The following is a 19323-nucleotide window of genomic DNA, read 5'->3' on the forward strand; positions in this document are numbered from 1 at the left end:
GGCGGCGAGGCAGGATATTCTTCAAATATATCCGCCCTCGCCGCCCGCGCGGCCCCGGACAGCGGGAACGACGCACAATATTCAGGACAAAAATACGCCGGGGCGCGCGCACGCGCCCCGGCACGAGAACAGCGGGAGGGCCTAGTAGCCCATCAGGCCGCAGCAGCGGGTGCAGACGGGCATGAGCCCCTCGGTCTGCAGGCTGGAGCGGAACTTGCGGTACTTCTCGTTGTTCCAGATCTCGGTGATGGTCTGGTCCTTGACGTTGCCCACCACGTAGTCGTGGTAGTCACGGCAGGGGGACATATCGCCGTTGGAGTCGATCTCCACCGCCTGGTAGATCGAGATGCACTGGTTGTAGCCGTAGGTGGTGGAGTGGTCGGTGTAGTACTCGCGCAGGTTGTCCACCCCGGTGATGTTGGGGATGATGTTCACCGCGGGGCTGTCCCAACTCTTGGAGCGGGCCAGCACTTCCTTGAGCTGCGCGTCGAGGGTGGCGTACTCCTTGATGGTCCAGTCGCCCACCCAGCCCCGGTGCAGCTTGGGCGCGAACCCGAAGCGGCGGTTGAAGTCCACCTCGTGGGCGTCGGCGCTCTGCTCGTCGATCCACCAGGAGAGGTAGAACACGAAGAGGTCCACCTTGTCCTTGAAGGTCTCGTAGATGTCCACCAGCCGGCCCACGTTGGCCTGGGAGATGGTGGTCAGCGAGGCGGTCAGCGGCAGCTTGCGGCCGGTGCGCTTCTTGGCCTCGTTCACGGCCTCCAGGGAATCGAGGATGTCCTGGAAGTTGTTGCCCCCGCCGGCCGAGGGGCGCGCGGCGTTGTGGGTGTCCGGGTCGGGGCCGTCGATGGACATCTGCAGCAGGAACATGGGCGCGGCCACCAGGCGCTCTGCCGCCTTGGCGATGCCTGTGGCATTGGTGGCGATGGAGGTGGGCATGCGCAGCGCGGTGGCGTGCTCGATGATCTCCAGCCAGCCCTTGTACATGGTGGGCTCGCCGCCCCAGAGGTACACGGAGGGGAAGTGGCCGTGGCTGGCCAGGTCGCCCAGGAGCAGGTGGTAGCGCTCGGGCGTCACCTCGGACTTCTTGAGGGTCTTGAGGTCAGCGCAGTGCAGAAAGCCCTGGTCGCCCCACTGGCCGCAGGTGTGGCAGCGCAGGTTGCAGATGTCCGTGATGCGCACGGAGACCTGCCGGATGGAGCGGGCGTAGCCCTCCTCCGCCTTGGGGTTGAGCCACTTGAAGAGCATCTTCTCCTTTTCGAGGGCCACCAGCCTGGATGCGATCCAGGGATGGCGGGAGACGCGGGCAAAATTCTTGAGAACGGTGCCGAGGGCGATGCTTGAACGCTTGGACATGGAACCTCGCAGGCCGAAAAGTCGGCGACGGCGCAGTGTAGGAATCGGGAGGGGTTTGTCAACCCAAAGAAGCGGGGTCTACTAACCGGTGAAGGCCTCGGGGTCAACCTTGACAGCGCGAACCGCCTGCCACACAACCCGGTGCATGAAAGCCCTCCTCTATCGCCGCTCCATTCCGCGCTACCTGCTCTCGGCATTTTTCTCCAAGCTGCAGCGCAGGCGCTTCCACCATCTGGTCACCCCGCTCTCCCTGGCGGAGGTGCCCTTCGCCCCGGCCCGGCCCGGCTGGGCCACCGTCCGCGTGAGCCTCTGCGGCATCTGCGGCTCGGACCTGAATCTGCTCAAGGGCGCCGAGTCCATGCTGCTGGAGCCCTACGCCTCCCTGCCCATGGTCCTGGGCCACGAGATCGTTGGCGTGCTGGAGAACGCGCCCGAGGGCTCGGGGCTGGCTCCCGGCCAGCGCGTGGTCATCGAGCCCGTGCTGGACTGCGCCGTGCGCGAGCTGCCCCCCTGCCGCTTCTGCGCCCGGGGCGACTACAACCTCTGCGAAAATTTCCTGGACGGGGCGCTGCCCCCCGGCTCCACCCTGGGCTTCAACGCCGCGGCCTCGGGCGGCATGGCCGAACGCACCGCCGCGCACCCATCCAAGATACTGCCCGTGCCGGACTGCCTCAGCGACGATGAGGCCGTGCTGGTGGACTCCATGGCCTCCGTGGCCCAGCCGGTGCTGGAGAACTTCCCCGAGCCGGGCGAGACCGTGCTGGTCTGGGGCGCTGGCGTGCTCGGCCAGCACGCGGTGCGCTGCCTGCGGGCCCTGGGCTTCGAGGGCCGCATCGTGGCCATTGCCCGCCACGGCTTCCAGGCGGAGCTGGCCAAGGAGGGCGGCGCGGACACCGTGCTGCGCTCGGCCTCCCGCCAGGAGCTGGCCAAGGCCCTGGGGGCGCGCTTCGTGCCCACCACCATGGGCGGCGGCAACATCGAGGGCGGCGCGGACGTGATCTTCGACTGTGTGGCCTCCGCGCGCACCGTGCAGGACGGCCTGCTGGCCCTGCGCGCCAGGGGCCGCTACGTGATGGTGGGCACCGCCGGGGCGCTCTCCGGCGTGGACGTCTCCAGCCTGTGGTTCCGCCAGCTCAAGGTCACGGGGACCATGGCGTATTCGACGGCCCTGTGGAACGGGGAGCGCGTGCGGACCTACCAGGTCTGCCTGGACCTGCTGGCCTCGGGCGGCTACCCCACGCGGGGGCTGCTCACCGGGCTCTTCAGGCTGGAGGACTGGAAACAGGCCTTCCAGTCCTCGTTCGACAAGAAGGGCAGCGGCTCCATGAAGGCGGCGTTCGATTTGAGATAGAGGCGATAACAGAGCAGGATTGCGGCCGTTGAGCTGTTGAGAGCCTCCGGCGGCCAAAGGGCTTCGCCCTTTGGAATCCCGTAAAGGGCTCCTCCCCATGCCTGCGGCCACTTCCCGTCTTCGGGCGGCTGCATCCCTACTGGAAGCCCAGCTTCGCCCGCCGCCCGTTTTGTGATCGGGCTGCCGTCATCTGGAAGCCATGCGCGACGGGCGGGAAATTGCCCCGTTCTCCACTTCCCATTGCTCAAGGCGCGCACACACGGGCCGGACTGGTTCTCCAGAGCGAGCAACACCCTGTTGCGGGGTCCAGGGGGATCATCCCCCTGGCGGGGTGCGGGGCGGAGCCCCGCGTCCTCCCCATGCTCCCCCAAAAAGCGGAAGCCCCCGGACGCGTCGCGTCCGGGGGCTTCTTTCGAATCTTGCGAGGTGCCTCGTACAAGCCTTCACAGCCCTCCCGGGTCTGGTCGGAGTAGTAGGAGGCGTCCTGATCCTTCAGGCCGCGCCCGCAGGGATCGAAGATCTTGTAGTCGGCCTTGCCCATCTTCTGCAGCCTGAACTGCGAGGCGGTCTTCAGGCAGCCCATGCCGTAGATGCAGCTGCGGCGGAAGTTGATGGAGCTTGCTTCCTTGAAGTACTTGGTGGGGCAGCTCACTTCGCCGATCTTGAAGCCGAAGTAGATGGTCTGGGCCAGCATCTGGTTGTCGAACACGAAGTCGTCCGAGTTCTCCCACAGGGGCAGTTTCTCGAGCACCTCGCGGGAGAAGGCCCGGTACCCGGTGTGGTACTCGGAGCACTTGGCGCCCATGAGCATGTTCTGGCTGGCGGTGAGGAAGCGGTTGGCAACGTACTTCCACACGGGCATGCCGCCCTGCAGGGCGGAGCCCCCCAGGATGCGCGAGGCAAGCACCGCGTCGTACAGCCCGGAGGTGACCAGGTTGGCCATGGCCGGGATGATCAGCGGCGTGTACTGGTAGTCGGGATGCACCATGATGACCACGTCCGCGCCGAGCTTGAGGGCCTCGGAGTAGCAGGTCTTCTGGTTGCGTCCGTAGCCCCAGTTGCGCTCGTGCAGGAAGCACTTGATGCCCAGGTTGCGGGCGTGTTCGATGGTGTTGTCGCGGCTGGCGTCGTCCACGAGGATGACGTCGTCCACGATGTCCTTGGGCACCTCGGCGTAGGTGCGTTCGAGTGTGGCGGCGGCGTTGTAGGCCGGCATCACCACCACCACTTTCTTGCCGTTCATCATCGGGGAATTCCTCCGAATGGTCTCGTCGAGGATAAATCGGGAACGCGGGATTAATCCCCAAAGCCCACCCCCTGTCAACCCCAAATAACACCGGCCTTGTTTTCTCCGGCGTTTGCGGTTACAGACGGGCCGCTTTGAACATGACCAACACCACCCAAACACCCCTGCGTGCCTGGCGCGACCCGATCTTCGCGGCGATCATGCTGCTGGCCGCGTTCCTTATTTTCAAGGGCCTTGGCGACCGCCCCCTGTGGCAGGACGAGGCCGAAACGGCCAATCTGGCCCGCAACGTCCTCAAGACCGGCGTGCCCTACGTCACCGACGGCGTGAACCTCGTCTCCCAGGAAGAGCGCCGCGAGTTCGACTCGGACATGGTCTGGCGCTGGTCCCCCTGGCTGCAGATCTACATGTCCGCCGCGGGGCAGCTCATCGACAGAACCTCGGCCTTCTGGTCCCGCTTCCTGTTCGCGCTCACGGGCCTGGCCTGCATCGCGGGGACGTACCTGCTCATCCTGCGCCGCTTCGGCGACAGGGCCTGGGCGCTGCTTTCCGCCTCGCTGCTCACGCTGAGCGTGCCCTTCCTGCTCTTCGCGCGCCAGGGGCGCTACTACTCGGCGGGCGCCCTGCTCATGCTCATCCTGTTCTGGGGCTTCCTGGGCGACTGGCGGCGCAAGGCGCTGCCCGCCGCCGTCATCGGGCTGACCCTGGGCGTGCTCTTCCACGCCAACTACCTTTTGCTCATCTCGCTGGGCCCGCCGCTGGTGCTGGCCAGCTACCTGCTCTACAGGCCGGTGCCCTTCAAGAGGCTGGCCCTCATCGGCGCGTGGGCGGCCGCGCTCATCGTGCCGGGCGTGCTGCTCTACCGGCTGGGACGGCAATCGACGCTGTTCAACATCATGTTGGTGCCCGAGAACATGGAGCTCTACTTCGCGGACTGGCTCATGTTCATGATCCCGCTGCCGGTGGTGGCGGCGCTGGTCTGGCGCTGGCGCGGCTTCTTCGCCGGGCGCGGCGGGCCCGAGGGCGAGCGGGAGCGCTTCTGCATGTTCATGGTCCTGCTGATGATCGGCAGCTTCATGATCCTGGCGCTGTTCCCCCAGCGCTTCCACCGCTACATCGTTCACTTCTACCCGTCCTGCGCCATCATCCTGGCCTGGGCCGGGCTCAAGCTGTGGCGCTTCTCCCGGCCGTCGGCCGTGCTGTTCCTGGTGCTGGTGGGCCTGACCAACTGGCTGAACCTGATCCCCATGGAACGCCTGGGCATCGTCAACCGGCCCTGGCAGAACGACTTCAGGATGCTCACCAGCGTGAACATCCCCCTCAAGCTCCACCTGACCGAAATCACACGCGGCTACCCGGACGTGAACACCACGCTCATCCGCTTCTTCAACACGAACGCCAGGCCCGGGCAGACCATCCTGGCCGAATACGGCGACATGGTGCTGCAGTTCCACACCCCGTTCCGCGTGCTCGGCGGCCTGCAGGGCCCCATCGCCCCGGACGAGAAGCCCGACTGGGTGAGCATGCGCCGCGACGTGCGCGTGAACCGCGACGGCCTGGTCTTCGCCCCGCGAGTGTTCATTCAGGAACAGCTGAACCTGGAGCGGGACTACGAGCGCGTGCCCATGACCCAGCCCGACGAGACCTTCGGCAACCGCGCGGACCCCTACTACCATTATTTCTCGCCAGCCGGGCCTCCGCAGGCCGCGCTTGAGATCTACAGGCGCAAGGAGGCCCCCCGTGCGGATTGACGCCGCCCGCGTGGTGAAGCTGGGGCTGTTCCTGTGCCTGGCGCTCACCTTCTACAAGGGCTTCATGAAACTGCCCGAGGTCTACCCCGTGCTGGAGCCCGAGCGCTTCTACCGGGGCCTGATCAACGACGGGGAGAACTCCCTGATCATGAAGGAGCGCCACTTCGACTTCAACAACCAGACCGGGCTGGCCGTGGCCATGCGCATCAAGGAGTTGAACGAGCGCGGCGAGACCCCGCCCGACACGCAGCTTGTCACGCGGGAACGCGCCGGGCTGGCTCTGGGCAAGTGCCTGGCCAAGGACGCCCGCAACGCGGACTACGTGCTGCTGGCCAAGGAGAAGCTGGAGCGCGCCAAGCGCCTCAAGGCTGAAAACTGGTCCATGGGCTGGAGCCTCGGCGGGGTGGACTACCCCCGGTTCGACCAGTTGGGAGCGGAGGCGGGCAGGCCGTGAAAAAACTCATCCTGGCTCTGCTGGCCGTGATCGCGCTGGCCATCGGCTCCTTCGCCTTCTTCAACGCCTGGGTCTACCCGCCCCTGGGGCTGGAAGGCCTCGGCAAGGACCAGTACCGCACCGCCTGGGAGCGCGCGGCCAAGGGCTTCTGCAAGTCCAGCGGGCTTACGTTCCAGGGCGACACGTTCATTAAGTACCGCCCCGTGGAGAGCGGGGACGAGGCCTACTGCTGGGGCACGGCCCTGTGCCGCACCGCCGACGGGCGCGAGCGCCTGGCCTGGATCTACCTGGAGTGGTCCACCAAGCGCAAGCTGTGGACCCGCAGCTACACCCTGGTGCTGGCCGACGATGACGACGAAGCATACTACACTCCGACCTTTCCGAAACAACTGGGGCGAGCGACCACCGCCCTGTCCAAAATCATGGGCGAAAACGCCCGCCACGTCCGGGAATACATGGGGCGGACAACCCCCTGACCCGCAAGAGGTTGCGTGCGCCGGGTATTTGGGGTAGAGCCCCGTTCCTAAAATGGCCGCAAAGCGCCGTCTTGCCTGCCCGGCAAATCCATTCGCGAGGAACACCTGCCGATGAAATTGCATGAACGCTGCCAGAAAGTTTCCGGCATCACCCGCCACCTGAGGGAAGCGGGCATCTATCCTTACTTCCGCCCCATCGAACGCTCCTGGGGGACCGAAGTGGAGGTGGCCGGCAAACGCCTGGTTATGATCGGCTCCAACGACTATCTCGGCCTGGCCCACGACGCCCGCGTGAAGGAAGCCGCGGCCCAGGCCCTCTACCGCATGGGCACCGGCCCCGGCGGTTCGCGCTTCCTCTCCGGCAACATGGTGCTGCACCAGCAGCTGGAGGAGCGCCTGGCCGCCTTCGTGGGCAAGAAGCGCGCCGTGCTGCACGTCACCGGCTTCTCCACCAACCTGGGCGCGCTCGGCTGCCTGCTGACCCCCAGCGACTACGTGCTCTGCGACCGCGAGAACCACGCCTCCATCTTCGCCGGCACCACCAGCACCCGCAAGCTGGGCACCTTCGCCCACAACGACGCGGCCTCGGCCGCCAAGAAGATCGCCAACGAGCTGGGCAAGCCCGACTTCGACGGCCAGGTGCTGCTCATCACCGAGGGCATCTTCTCCATGTCCGGCGACGTGGCCTGCATGGACGAGCTGGCCGCCCTGAAGGACCAGTTCCCCGACATCCTGATCTACCTCGACGACGCCCACGGCCTGGGCGTGCTGGGCGAGAACGGGCGCGGCACCGCCAACCATTTCGGCATCACCGACCGGGCCGACTTCATCATGGGCACGTTCTCCAAGGCCTTCGCCTCCATCGGCGGCTTCATCGCCTCGGACCACGACGACGTGCTCGAGTACATCCAGCACCAGTCCCGCACGCAGATCTTCTCCGCGGCGCTGCCCGCCGCCTCCACCGTGGCGGCCATGACCTGCATCGAGATCATGGAGAAGGAGCCGGAGCGCGTGGAGCGCCTGCGCGCCGTCACCAGCAAGATGCGCAACGCCTACCGCGAGATGGGCCTGCGCATCACGGACTCCATCTCTCCGATCATCCCGATCACCATCGGCACGGACGAGAAGGCCTTCATGTTCGCCCGCGAGCTGTTCGAGCGCGGCATCTTCGCCCTGCCCGCCATCTACCCGGCCGTGCCGCGCGGCGAGGCCCTGATCCGCACCGCCTGCATGTCCACCCACCAGGACCGCCAGCTCGACTACGTGCTGGAGGTCATGGACGACATGGCCAAGAAGTACCGCATCCGCGTGCAGGACCAGGACGAGGAGAGCCAGGGCGAGGACGAAGCCGGGGCGTCCAACATCGCCGGGGCGCGCTCGAGCCAGTCCCTGTTGTAACCTGGAACCCGCGGCGCGGGTCCAATAAGGGACGGGCGCTTCGCCCGCCCACAAGAGAGCATGGCCAACAAGACACTGCAAAGCCTGAGGGCAGAAGGTTTCCTCCCCAAGGACAGGGGCACCCGCCTTCTGCGCTTCAGCGACCTGCTGCGCATCAGCTTCCGTGAGGTGGTGCGCAAACGGCGCCGCTATATCGGCGTCATGGCGGCCATCGCCCTGGGCACGGCCGGCCTCATCACCATCGTGACCATGGGCCGCGACCTCAAGGCCAACCTCAACAACGACCTCGACCTTCTGGGCGGCGCGACCATCATCGCCGCCCACTTCGACCTCCAGATGGGCGACCGCCAGGAGTGGTTCCGCTCCGGCACCATCGACGCCATCGAGAAGATTCCCGGAGTCAAGGAAGTCACCAAGAGCCGCTTCCGCTCGGCGGCCACCACCACCTTCCAGGAGAAGGTCTACGGCTTCAACCTCCTGGGCGTCGACACCAACTACTGGTCGCTGTTCTCCTTCACGCCGCGCTACGGCAGGCTGTTCAACGAGGCCGACATAAACGAGGGCCGCAAGGTCTGCGTGCTCGGGCAGGACCTGGCCAAGATGATCTTCGGCTCCCCCGAGGGGGCCGTGGGCCAGATGCTCAACCTGGACAACAACCTGTACACCGTGGTGGGCATCATCGGCGGCGTGCGCGCGGCCGACAAGACCCTCATGGCTTTCCTGCCCATCACCACGGCCCAGGCCCGCGTGCCCAACATCTCCGAGCTTTCGAGCCTCTACGTGCGCTGCAACACCTGGGACGACGTAGGTCCCGTGGCCGCCGCCCTGGAGCAGGCCATCACCTCCCACCAGCCCAGCAAGGGCCTGCGCATCCAGGTGGGCTGGGAGCCCCTCAAGCAGGTGCAGCGCGTGTTCTGGTGGGTCAGCCTGTTCATCTACGCCTCCATCGGGGCCACGCTGGTCCTGGGCGGGTTCGGCATCTGGAACATCATGATGGCCGCGGTCACCGCGCGCACCCGCGAGATCGGCCTGAAAAAGGCCATGGGCGCGGAAGACTCCGACATTCTCTGGCAGTTCCTGTTCGAGGCGCTGTGCGTCACGTTCTCCTCGGCGCTCCTGGGCGTCGCCCTGGGCATGGTCGGCGTGCAGTACATGTGCCGCTCCCTCGGCACGCAGCCCCCCGAGGGCCTGTTCGCGATCTGCCTGCTGGCGGGCCTGCTCTTCGCGGCGTTCCTGGGCGTGGGCTCGGGCCTGTATCCCTCCATCCGGGCCAGCCGGATGCAGGTTGTGGACGCCATGCGCTATGAATAACGCACACTCCGGCCGCGTCATCGACATCCGCCACCTGACCAAGACCTACGTGTCAGGCTCTGAGCAAATCCAGGTCCTCAAGGACATCAACCTCGAGGTGAACAGGGGCGAGATGCTCGCCATCATGGGCCCTTCCGGCTCGGGCAAGTCCACCATGCTGTTCATCCTGGGCATCTTCCAGCCGCCCACCTCGGGCAGCTACACCATCGCCGGGGTGGACGTGCTCAACCTGAACCGCGACGCCCAGGCGGTTTTTCGCCGCGAGAAAATGGGCTTCGTGTTCCAGAGCTGCGATTTGCTCGAGAATTCCACGGTCTACGAGAATTTGGAGTTGCCCCTGATCTATACCGGGGTTAAACGCCGTGAGAGGGAACACAAAATCATGGAGGCCCTCCAAAGGGTCAACCTGGAACATCGCGTGCGCCAGCCCTCCAACCGCCTCTCCGGCGGCGAGCGGCAGCGCGTTTCCATCGCGCGGGCCCTGGTCAACGAGCCCGAGTTCATCCTGGCCGACGAACCCACAGGCCAGTTGGACAAGGACAACTCCGAGAGGGTGATGGATTATTTCGTGAAGATCACCGAAGAGGCGCGCGTGGCCATGGTCATCGTCACCCACGATGCCGCCACCGCTGAACGCTGCACGCGCAAATGCCTGCTCTCCGACGGCGTGCTCAAGCCCTACTGACGGGAAACACATGACGCATCGCACCACTGCCCCCACCGCGGCCCGCCCCACGTGGCGCATTCTCGCCCTGTGCCTGTGCTTCGCGCTCGCGCCTCTGGGCCAGGCCCTGGCCGCGTCCAAGGCTGCCACCGGCAAGCCCCAGCAGTATGAGACGCTGCCCGAGGCGGCTCCCGCCGGAGCGGACCGTCCCGCGCAGCCCCTGGTCCCGCCCGGCAAGGACGCTGCCGTCGCCAAGGAGGCCCCGGCATCCAAGGAAGCTCCCAAGGACGCCTCCAAGGAAGCCCCCAAGGATGCGGCCACGGCCACCACGGCCGGCCCCATCCCCGCCGGGGCGGTGCTCGCCGGCGACGCCGTGCGCGGCGCCACCACCATCAAGAGCCCTGCGGACTTCAACGAATGCGTGCGCGTGGCCCTGGTGCAGTCGCCCATGCTGGTCAAGTCCGCCCTGGAGATCGAGTCCAAGCGCCTGGACGTGCAGGACGCCTGGTCCACCTTCATCCCCACGGTGAGCATCAACACCACCTACTGGTTCAAGCTCCCGCCGCAGACCGACAGCTCAACCAACTCCAAGCCCTACACCATCGGCTTCTCCACCGGCCAGTGGAACCCCATTCTCTCCGGCTTCGAGGTCCAGGCCCGGGGCGAGATGACCAACATGGCCATCCTGGCCCACCTCAAGGTCATCGGCGAGGGCATCCGCCGCCTGGCCATGGACTTCCTGCAGCTCCAGGCCATGGCCGAGCAGCGCGAGATCATCCGCAAGAAGCAGGACATGGCCACCATGAACCTGAACTTCTTCAAGACCAGGCAGAGCATGGGCCAGGCCACCCAGTTGGACCTGCGCATCGCCGAGACCCGCGTCCAGATGGCCAAGGCCGAGGAGGACAAGCTCTTCACCACGCGCCAGATGGTGCTCGACGACATCAAGTTCATCCTGGGCGTGCCCTTCAGCCAGAAGCTCGAACTCAAGGTCGAGAACGCCAAGCAGCAGATTCTGGGCAAGTTCGCCCCGGCCGACGTCACGGACGAAAAGGTCCGCGCCGCCAGCTTCGACCTGCGCATGGCCGAATACGAGAAGCGCCTGCAGAAAAAGAACATCGGGCTCTCCTACGTGAAGATGATGCCCAGCTTCGGCTTCACCTTCCAGACCGTGGACGCGCTCTCCAGCGAGCAGCGCAAGCTGGAGAAGGGCGTGCCCTTCTACCCCGGCCTGAACATCTCCATGCCTCTGGACTACTGGACCAAGGGCCGCGACGTGGCCCGCCAGTACAAGAAGCTCGACCAGGTGCAGGCCACCACCCGCGCCAAGGATTTCGAGCTCATGGTCAACGTGCAGAAGGCCCTCTCCGAGTACCAGGGCGCCAACAGCGACCTGACCCTGGCCACCGCCAAGTCCGACCTGGCCAAGCTCCAGGACGAGCAGACCGAATACCGCCACAAGACCGGCCAGGTGGACTTCGACCGCTTCATGACCGACCGCCTCGCCTACTTCGACGACTACCAGAAGATGATCCTGTACAAGACCCAGCGCGACATCGCCCTGCTGACGCTCAAGCACCTCTCCGGCGACCTGCAGTCGCAGTACGTCGACGTGACCTCCTGGGAGAAATAGATGAACAAGCGACTGACCGCCCTCGCCCTGGCCCTGCTGATCGCGGGCGGCGAAGCCCTGGCCCAGGCCCCCCAGAACGCGGGGCAGGCCCAGGCCCCCGCGCAGACCCAGGCCAAACCCGACCCGTCCCCCGCGGCCCAGGAGATCATCTTCTCCGGCAAGCTCTACAGCCCGGTCAAGCTCACCGTGACCCTGCCCTACACCTCCAAGATCCTGACCATGAGCGCCAACATCGGCCAGAAGGTCAAGAAGGACGAGGTGCTGCTGACCTTCGACACCCCGCTGGACACCCGCATGGCCGAGAAGCGCTCCCTGTCCCTCTCCACCGTGAAGGACCTTGAGCACCAGCTGGCCACCACCGGCAAGGATATCGACCGCCTGCGCGTGCGCCGCAAGGAACTGGAGGTCATGGAGAAGCAGAACATGGCCACCTCCCAGGCCCTGGTGCAGAACGCCCAGGACATCGAAGTGGCCGAGAAGCAGCGCGTGGCCCTGCAGGAAAAGCTCACCCTGGAGCGCGACATGGCCCAGCAGCGCCTGGAGCAGGCCCGCGAGCGCTTCGGCCCCAAGGCCAACTACGGCCAGCTTCCTCCCGAGGGCATCGTCAAGGCCCCCATCGACGGCTACATCCTCTGGATCAACCCCGAGTTGCGCGCGGGCGTGAAGCTCAGCCGCGACGTGGAGGTGTTCCAGGTGGGCACCCTGGACCCCATCCTCATCCGGGCCCAGGTGCACGAGATCGAGGCCCTGCGTCTCAAGCTGGGCGACCAGGCCAAGGTGACCTTCGACTCCCTGCCCGGCAAGGAGTTCACCGCCACCGTGAGCCGCATCCCCTGGGCTCCGCTGCCCAGTTCGCTCCAGCAGCCGTCCTACTACGAGATCGAGCTGACCCTGCCCAACCCGGACTACACGCTCAAGGAAGGCCTCAAGGGCCTCGTGACCATCATCCCGAAAAAATAAGCCCGAGACACATTTCAGAACTATGTCCGCACGCATCGTCGAAGTATCCACCAAGCAGGACATGGAGGATTTCCTCCAGCTCCCGTTTTCCATCTACGAGGGGGACCCGCACTGGGTCCCCCCCGTTCTCCCGCACCAGCGCAAGTTCCTGGACCCCAAGACCGGCCCCTTCTTCGAGGTGGGCGAGGCCCGGTACTTCCTGGCAAAGGACGGCGAGCGCGTCACCGGGCGCATCAGCGCGCACCTGAACTTCGCCTACGAAAAGCATCACGACGCCTCCACCGGCTTCTTCGGCTTCTTCGAGTGCATCGACGACCAGGACACAGCCGACGCCCTGTTCCAGGCCGCGGCCGACTGGGTGAAGGCCCGCGGCAAGACCAAGCTGCACGGCCCGCTCTCCTTCGGCATCTACGACGAGGTGGGCCTGCTGGTGCAGGGCTACCACGAGCGCCCGGTGATGTTCCACACCTACAACCCGCCCTACTACGAGAAGCTGGTTGAAAACTGGGGCTTCAAGAAGGCCTTCGACTGGTTCGCCTACAACATCGACAAGCTCCCGGGCACCATCGAACAGCTCAAGGCCCGCCGCGACGAGATCCTCAGCGCCGCCAACGTGACCATCACCGAGGGCAAAACCAGCGAGTTCCTCAAGCGCGGGCCCGAGGTGCTGGAGATGTTCAACACCCTCTGGCAGAAGAACTGGGGCCACGTGCCCCTGACCGAACGCCAGTTCGACGACATCTTCCTGCAGATGCGCCCCATCATCCGCCCGGAGCTCATCAACTTCATCATCGAGAACGACGAGCTGCTGGCCTTCAACGTGGTGGTGCCCGACATCAACGTCACACTGCACAAGATCCGCAGCAACCTGAACTGGTGGGGCATGATCCGCCTGCTGCTGGATTGCCGCGTGTTCCCGCTCACCGCCACGCGCGACGTGATCATGGGCGTGAAGAAGTCCCACCAGTGGCGCAAGCTGCACCATGCGCTGATCCTGCACACCATGATCGTGCAGAGCAAATGGCGCAAAGGCTACAGCTACTGCGACTGCTCCCTGATCCCCGAATCGCTGGTGAAGTGGAACAAGACGCTGGTCATGTTCGGCGGGCGCATCTGGCGCACCTTCCGCCTCTACGACCGCGACATCTAGCCCCTCCATGACCACGCACGAGCCGCGCTGCGCGCAGATCAGCCTGCTCACGGGTCAGGCGGAGACGCCGCCGCCCGCGACGGACGCGCTTTGGGCCCTGGGCCTGAGCGTCCTGGTGTTCCTGCTGGCTCACGGCGGGCGGCTCTTCAACCCCTTCGCCATCAACGACGACGTGCGCCAGCAGCTCTACTGGATGCAGCGCTGGCTGGACCCGCAACTCTACCCGCCTTCGCTGCTGAACGGCTACGCCCAGGCCTACGTGAGCCCCGGCGTCAAGGCTCTCTACGGCTTCGCCTCCCCCTTCATCGGCCCCCTGGCTTTCTCCAAGGTTCTCTCCGGCCTGCTCTTCGTGGCCCAGTGCCTGCTGGTGCGGGGCGTCGGCCTGCGCCTGGGCGGACGAGCCGTGTCCTGGGCCTGCATGGCCATGGTCTGGCTGATGCCCTTCTTCATCGACAACATCTCCGGCGGCCTGGCCCGGGCCTTCGCCAGCCCCCTGCTGGCGCTGTTCGTGCTGCTGTTCCTCTCGGGCGGGTGGGCCATGTTCGCGGTGCTGCTCCAGGGCCTGTTCATCCCCTACATCGGTCTGCCCTGCTTCCTGGCGGGCGGCTTGTGCGACGCGGCCAAGCTCTTCAAGGGCAGGCTCAAGCCCACGCCCTTGTGGGTTCTGGGCTGGATCTCCGCCCTGGGCGGCGTGGCCGCGGCCTGGTGGGCCAACGCCCACGTGCAGGAGCTGGGCTTCGGCCCCCTGGTCAGCCTGGCCGAGACCGTCGGCAGGCCCGAGTTCGGCCCCAAAGGCCGGCTTGAGATCGCCCCGCTGCCCAACCCCTTCCTCGATTTCGTCTACTACCCCTTCGAGGGCGTGGGCCTGTTCAAGGAGTTCGGGCTGGCCGCGGGCATCGTCACGCTGGTGCTGCTGGCCCCGGCGCTCTGGTTCGGGCTGCGCTCCATCAACCGCAAACTCCTCGTCAAGCGGCTGCGCCCGCTGTGGTGCGTGGGCACGGCCTTCCTGCTGTTCTACGTGGCCGCGCGCATGGTGGCTTTCACGCTCTTCCTGCCCGACCGCTACGTGCAGTATCCGCTCAACCTGCTCTACGCACTGCTCCTGGGCGTCGCCCTGGCCGGGGCCTGGAGCCGCTGGGTGCGCCCGCGCGGAAGGGCGGCCACGGCGGCCCTGATCCTGCTGGCGGCGCTTGCGGGCGGGGCCAGGCTGCACAACGTGGCCCTCTACGACTACTCCGCCCTGGCCGGGACCTACGCCGCCGTGGAGGCCGCCACCCCCAAGCAGGCCATGATCGCCGGGCACCCGGAGCTCATGGACAATGTGATGACCTTCTCGCGGCGCAACGCCCTGGCCACCTTCGAGCTCTCCCACGTCTGGAGCCGCGGCCTCTGGGATCAGCTGCAGCCCCGCCTGGAGGGATTCTTCACGGCCTACTACTCCCAGGACCCGGCAGACGTGGCCGCCTTCGCCAAGACCTGGAAGGTGGACTTCATCCTGGTGGACCCGGAGCACTTCAGCGCCCACTTCCTGGCGGGCAGCCCCTATTTCCAGCCCTTCGGCGCGGCCATCAAGGACATGACCCGGGGCCGCACGCGCTTCGCCCTGCTGGACGAGGCCGCCTTCCCGCGCATTCCGGCGGGCGGGGGCCGTTTCCTGGTGGATGTGCGCGCCCAGCACGCCGCGCCTTGAGCCTCTTCCCCGCCGCCCTTGATGCCAGGGCCGCTTGGGTGTAATCGCCTACACAACTATGCGCGAACACTCCCTCTCGATCATCATTCCCCTGTACAACGAAGAGGACAACATCGACCCCCTGCACGCCCGCCTGGAGGAAGTGCTGGGAACGATGAACACGCCCTATGAAATCATCATGGTGGACGACGGCTCCCGGGACGGCACCGCCGCCCGCCTGCGGGAGCTGGCCCAGCGCGACCCACGGGTCAAGGTCATCCACCTGCGCCGCAACTTCGGGCAGACCCCGGCCATGATGGCGGGCATCGACGCCGCCGAGGGCGACATCCTCATCCCCATGGACGGCGACCTCCAGAACGACCCGGCGGACATCCCCCGCCTGCTGGCCAAGCTGGCCGAGGGCTACGACGTGGTCTCCGGCTGGCGCAAAGACCGTCAGGACCACCCCCTCAAGCGCAACCTGCCCAGCAAGGTGGCCAACTTCGTCATCTCAAAGATCTCCGGCGTGCACCTGCACGACTACGGCTGCTCGCTCAAGGCCTACCGCAAGCAGATCATCAAGGATGTGAAGCTGTACGGCGAGATGCACCGCTTCATCCCCATCTACGCCACCTGGCAGGGGGCCAAGGTCACGGAGGTGGGCGTAACCCACCATCCGCGCGTGCACGGCGTCTCCAAGTACGGCATCGACCGCACCATCAAGGTCATCCTTGACCTGATCGTGGTCAAATTCCTGGACACCTTCGCCCAGAAGCCCATGCACCTCTTCGGCGGGTTCGGGCTGGTCTCGGTGTTCATCGCCTTCCTGATGTTCCTGCTCATGCTCTATCTCAAGATCTTCGCGGACAAGAGCTTCATCGCCACGCCCCTGCCCCTCGTGGTCACCCTGTTCTTCCTCATGGGCTTCATGTCCATCTTCATGGGGCTCATCGCGGAGATACTCATGCGCACCTACCACGAGTCGCAGAACAAGCCGACCTACATCGTGGACAAGACGCGCAACTGCCGCAGCAAGGACTGACGCCCCATGTGCGGCATCTGCGGCTTCGCGGGCCTGGGCGACAGGGCCGCGCTGGAGGCCATGAACGCCCGCCAGGCCCACCGGGGCCCGGACGGCGCGGGTTTCTGGCGGCACGCCCGGCGCAACGTGGGCTTCGGGCACCGCAGGCTGGCCATCATCGACGTGGCCTCGGGCGCGCAGCCCATGAGCACCGCGGACGGGGGGCTCACCGTCACCTTCAACGGCGAGATCTACAACCACGCCGAGCTGCGCGCCGAGCTCGAAGCCAAGGGCCACCGCTTCCAGACCCACCACTGCGACACCGAGGTGCTGCTGCACGGCTACCGCGAGTGGGGCGAGGCCATGCCGGAGCGCCTGAGCGGCATGTGGGCCTTCTGCATCCACGACGCCGGGGCCGACAGGCTCTTCCTCTCCCGCGACCGCTTCGGCAAGAAGCCCCTCTACTACCACCTGCGCCCGGGGCTGTTCGCCTTCGCCTCGGAGCTTACGGCCCTGCTCGCGCACCCGGAGGTGCCCGCCTCTGTGAGCGCCCTCGCCCTGCGCAAGTATTTCGCCCACGGGTTCATCCCCGCGCCGAACAGCCTCTACGAGGGCGTGTACAAGCTGCCCGGCGGGCACAACCTCACGGTGGACCTCTCCGATTTCTCCGGGCGCGTGTCGCGCTATTGGGCCTACCGCGTGGAGCCCATGGAGGCCCTGCCGCGCGACCCCGAGGCCGAATGGGCCGAGCAGATCAGGGACCTCCTGGACAAGGCCGTGGCCCGCCGCCTGATGAGCGACGTGCCCCTGGGCGTGTTCCTCTCCGGCGGGGTGGACTCCTCCTCGGTGACGGCCCTGGCCGCCCGGCGCGTGCAGGGCCTGCGCACCTTCTCCATCGGCTTCGAGGAGGCCAGCTTCGACGAGTCCGCCCACAGCCTGCGAGCGGCCCAATTATACGGCACGCAGCACCGCCAGGACACTCTGGGCCTGGGCAAGGCCCTGGACCTGCTGCCGGACCTGGCCGCCCGCCTGGACGAGCCCATGGGCGACAGCTCGCTCCTGCCCACCTACCTGCTCTGCCGCGAGACGCGCCCACACGTCACGGTGGCCCTGGGCGGCGACGGCGCGGACGAACTGTTCGCGGGCTACGACCCCTTCAAGGCCCTGGCCGCCGCAGAGGCCTACGCCGCGCTGTGCCCCAAACCCGTGCACATGGCCCTGCGGATGCTGGCCGCTCGCCTGCCCGTGGGCCACTCCAACATGCACGTCTCCTTCAAGGTCAACCGCTTCCTGAGCGCGCTGGGCTACCCCAAGCCGCTGTGGAACCCGGTCTGGCTCGGCCCCGTGGAGCCGCGCGACCTGCCCGCGCTGCTGGCCGGGCCCTGTGACCCGGAGGAGGTCTACTCCGAGGCAATCGCCGCCTGGGAGGAGACCGGCCCCAAGGACCTGGTGGACAAGACCCTGGAGTTCTACGCCCGCTTCTACCTGCAGGACGCCATACTGACCAAGGTGGACCGCGCCAGCATGCTCTGCTCCCTGGAGGTGCGCGCCCCCTACCTGGACGCGGACCTGGTGGAGCTGGTGCGGCGCATCCCGCACCGCTTCAAGTTCCGGGGCGGCACGGGCAAGTATATCCTCAAGAAGGCCCTGGAGCCCCTGGTCCCGGCGGAAATCCTGGACCGGAAGAAGAAGGGCTTCGGCGCGCCCGTGGGCCTGTGGTTCCACCAGGGCAGGCTCGCCCCGGACCTCGCCGCCCTGCCCCGGGGCGTGGACCGGGCCTGGGCAGCCGCCCGCCTGGAGGAGCACCGCCGGGGGCGGGCCGACCACAGGCTGCTGCTCTGGAACCTCTGGGTGCTGGGCAGGCACCGGGGGCGCTCCACGGAAAGCTCAACCGGAGGTGCTGCGTGAGCATGATCTGGTCCAACATGGAATATGTCCCCCTGCGGCTCATCCGGCGCTTCCTGCTCTCCGGTGTCGCGCTGGACAAGCTGGGCGGCATCCTGCCCTACTGGCGGGTCAACGCCGCGTTGGACGACCCCGAGGCCGTGGTGAAAGGCTACGCCGAGCTGGCCGCCGAGGCCTGGAAGCCCCTGGAGGGCCTTCGCGCCGTGGAGCTGGGCTGCGGAGCCACCAACGCCACCGGCTACGCCTGGACCGCCCTCTTCGGCGGATCGTGGACCGGGGTGGAGCCCTACGCCCTGTTCGACACGGGCCGCGACGCGGCCCTGCTGGAGCGCGTGCGCGTTCATTTTCCTCAGGCCGGGCCGGAAAACGTGCGCCGCTTGCGCGACATCGCCCTGCTGCCCGAGGGCAGCGCGGACGTGATCGTCTCCAACTCCGTGCTGGAGCACGTGCGCGACCCGCTGACCCTGTTCCGCCAGTGCAGGCGCGTGCTGGCCCCGGGCGGGTTCATGCTGCACAAGGTGGACTACCGCGACCACTTCTTCAAATATCCCTTCCAGTTCCTCACCTTCCCGCGAGCCATCTGGGAGAACCTCCTCGACCCTGGGGATCTGCCCCGCAACCGTCTGGACGACCACCTCCAGGCCCTTGGGGACGCCGGGTTCGCGGCCCGGGTGCTCAGACGCGAAACGGACAAGCGCGCCTTCAGGGCCGTGGAGCCCTTCCTGGACCGGGAGTTCGCCGGGCGCGACCCGGACATGCTGGCCACCACCGTTGCGTCGATCTTCTGCGAGGCCGTGGGCTAGAGCCATGCCCCAGGATAACGTGGATGCCTCCCGGACCCGCACTCCGCTCGACAGGAGGAGGCTCCATACGGCCGCTATGCCGCTCAAACGGGGTGAACCGCGCCGGGTCCGGCCTTGGCCTCCCCGCGCCGAACTGGAGGATGTTCTTCAAATACAGCCGACGGTTCGGCGCGGG

The 19323-nt window shown here is 66.6% G+C and carries 16 protein-coding genes; 14 read left to right on the top strand and 2 right to left on the bottom strand.

Going from position 1 to position 19323, the window contains the following annotated elements; translation table 11 throughout:
• Positions 1–141: 141 nt before the first annotated feature.
• On the bottom strand, positions 142–1356 hold the full coding sequence (locus MLE18_RS17565; protein ID WP_243440105.1) for a radical SAM/SPASM domain-containing protein: 1215 nt from the start codon (positions 1354–1356) through the stop codon (positions 142–144).
• Between the two features lie 145 nt (positions 1357–1501).
• Here MLE18_RS17565 and MLE18_RS17570 point away from each other — a divergent pair, with 145 nt between their 5' ends.
• A complete protein-coding gene (locus MLE18_RS17570; RefSeq protein ID WP_243440106.1) occupies positions 1502–2707 on the top strand; it encodes a zinc-dependent alcohol dehydrogenase in 1206 nt (401 codons plus the stop codon).
• A 244-nt stretch (positions 2708–2951) separates the two neighbouring features.
• Here the strand turns inward: MLE18_RS17570 and MLE18_RS17575 are convergent, their stop codons facing one another.
• The gene (locus MLE18_RS17575; protein WP_243440107.1) at positions 2952–3950 is read right to left on the bottom strand and encodes a glycosyltransferase family 2 protein; all 999 of its coding nucleotides are present in this window, start codon (positions 3948–3950) and stop codon (positions 2952–2954) included.
• Between the two features lie 143 nt (positions 3951–4093).
• Here MLE18_RS17575 and MLE18_RS17580 point away from each other — a divergent pair, with 143 nt between their 5' ends.
• The 13 genes from MLE18_RS17580 to MLE18_RS17640 all read left to right on the top strand — a co-directional run bounded on the left by MLE18_RS17580 (position 4094) and on the right by MLE18_RS17640 (position 19148).
• Positions 4094–5704 carry an ArnT family glycosyltransferase gene (locus MLE18_RS17580; protein WP_243440108.1) on the top strand — a complete coding sequence of 537 codons (1611 nt, stop codon included), beginning with the start codon at positions 4094–4096 and terminating at the stop codon, positions 5702–5704.
• Positions 5694–6158 carry a hypothetical protein gene (locus MLE18_RS17585; protein ID WP_243440109.1) on the top strand — a complete coding sequence of 155 codons (465 nt, stop codon included), beginning with the start codon at positions 5694–5696 and terminating at the stop codon, positions 6156–6158. Before MLE18_RS17580 ends, MLE18_RS17585 begins: the two co-directional genes overlap by 11 nt.
• Positions 6155–6634, top strand: coding sequence for a hypothetical protein (locus MLE18_RS17590; RefSeq protein WP_243440110.1), 480 nt, complete (start codon positions 6155–6157; stop codon positions 6632–6634). Before MLE18_RS17585 ends, MLE18_RS17590 begins: the two co-directional genes overlap by 4 nt.
• A 111-nt stretch (positions 6635–6745) precedes the next feature.
• Complete coding sequence (locus MLE18_RS17595) at positions 6746–8032, top strand: aminotransferase class I/II-fold pyridoxal phosphate-dependent enzyme (RefSeq protein ID WP_243440111.1); 1287 nt, start codon at positions 6746–6748, stop codon at positions 8030–8032.
• Positions 8033–8092: 60 nt separating this feature from the next.
• Positions 8093–9343 carry an ABC transporter permease gene (locus tag MLE18_RS17600; protein ID WP_243440112.1) on the top strand — a complete coding sequence of 417 codons (1251 nt, stop codon included), beginning with the start codon at positions 8093–8095 and terminating at the stop codon, positions 9341–9343.
• Positions 9336–10028, top strand: coding sequence for an ABC transporter ATP-binding protein (locus MLE18_RS17605; protein WP_243440113.1), 693 nt, complete (start codon positions 9336–9338; stop codon positions 10026–10028). Before MLE18_RS17600 ends, MLE18_RS17605 begins: the two co-directional genes overlap by 8 nt.
• A gap of 10 nt (positions 10029–10038) precedes the next feature.
• Complete coding sequence (locus tag MLE18_RS17610; protein ID WP_243440114.1) at positions 10039–11640, top strand: TolC family protein; 1602 nt, start codon at positions 10039–10041, stop codon at positions 11638–11640.
• Positions 11641–12600, top strand: coding sequence for an efflux RND transporter periplasmic adaptor subunit (locus MLE18_RS17615; RefSeq protein ID WP_243440115.1), 960 nt, complete (start codon positions 11641–11643; stop codon positions 12598–12600).
• Positions 12601–12622: 22 nt separating this feature from the next.
• Positions 12623–13750 carry a hypothetical protein gene (locus MLE18_RS17620; RefSeq protein ID WP_243440116.1) on the top strand — a complete coding sequence of 376 codons (1128 nt, stop codon included), beginning with the start codon at positions 12623–12625 and terminating at the stop codon, positions 13748–13750.
• Between the two features lie 7 nt (positions 13751–13757).
• Positions 13758–15440 (top strand): hypothetical protein, encoded by a 1683-nt coding sequence (locus MLE18_RS17625; protein WP_243440117.1) that lies wholly within the window; start codon positions 13758–13760, stop codon positions 15438–15440.
• Between the two features lie 58 nt (positions 15441–15498).
• Positions 15499–16461 carry a glycosyltransferase family 2 protein gene (locus tag MLE18_RS17630; protein ID WP_243440118.1) on the top strand — a complete coding sequence of 321 codons (963 nt, stop codon included), beginning with the start codon at positions 15499–15501 and terminating at the stop codon, positions 16459–16461.
• Positions 16462–16467: 6 nt separating this feature from the next.
• Positions 16468–18348, top strand: coding sequence for an asparagine synthase (glutamine-hydrolyzing) (gene asnB / locus MLE18_RS17635; RefSeq protein ID WP_243440119.1), 1881 nt, complete (start codon positions 16468–16470; stop codon positions 18346–18348).
• Positions 18349–18350: 2 nt separating this feature from the next.
• Positions 18351–19148 carry a class I SAM-dependent methyltransferase gene (locus MLE18_RS17640; protein WP_243440120.1) on the top strand — a complete coding sequence of 266 codons (798 nt, stop codon included), beginning with the start codon at positions 18351–18353 and terminating at the stop codon, positions 19146–19148.
• Positions 19149–19323 lie beyond the last annotated feature (175 nt).

The sequence above is a fragment of the Fundidesulfovibrio soli genome, from assembly GCF_022808695.1.
Lineage (GTDB): Bacteria > Desulfobacterota > Desulfovibrionia > Desulfovibrionales > Desulfovibrionaceae > Fundidesulfovibrio > Fundidesulfovibrio soli.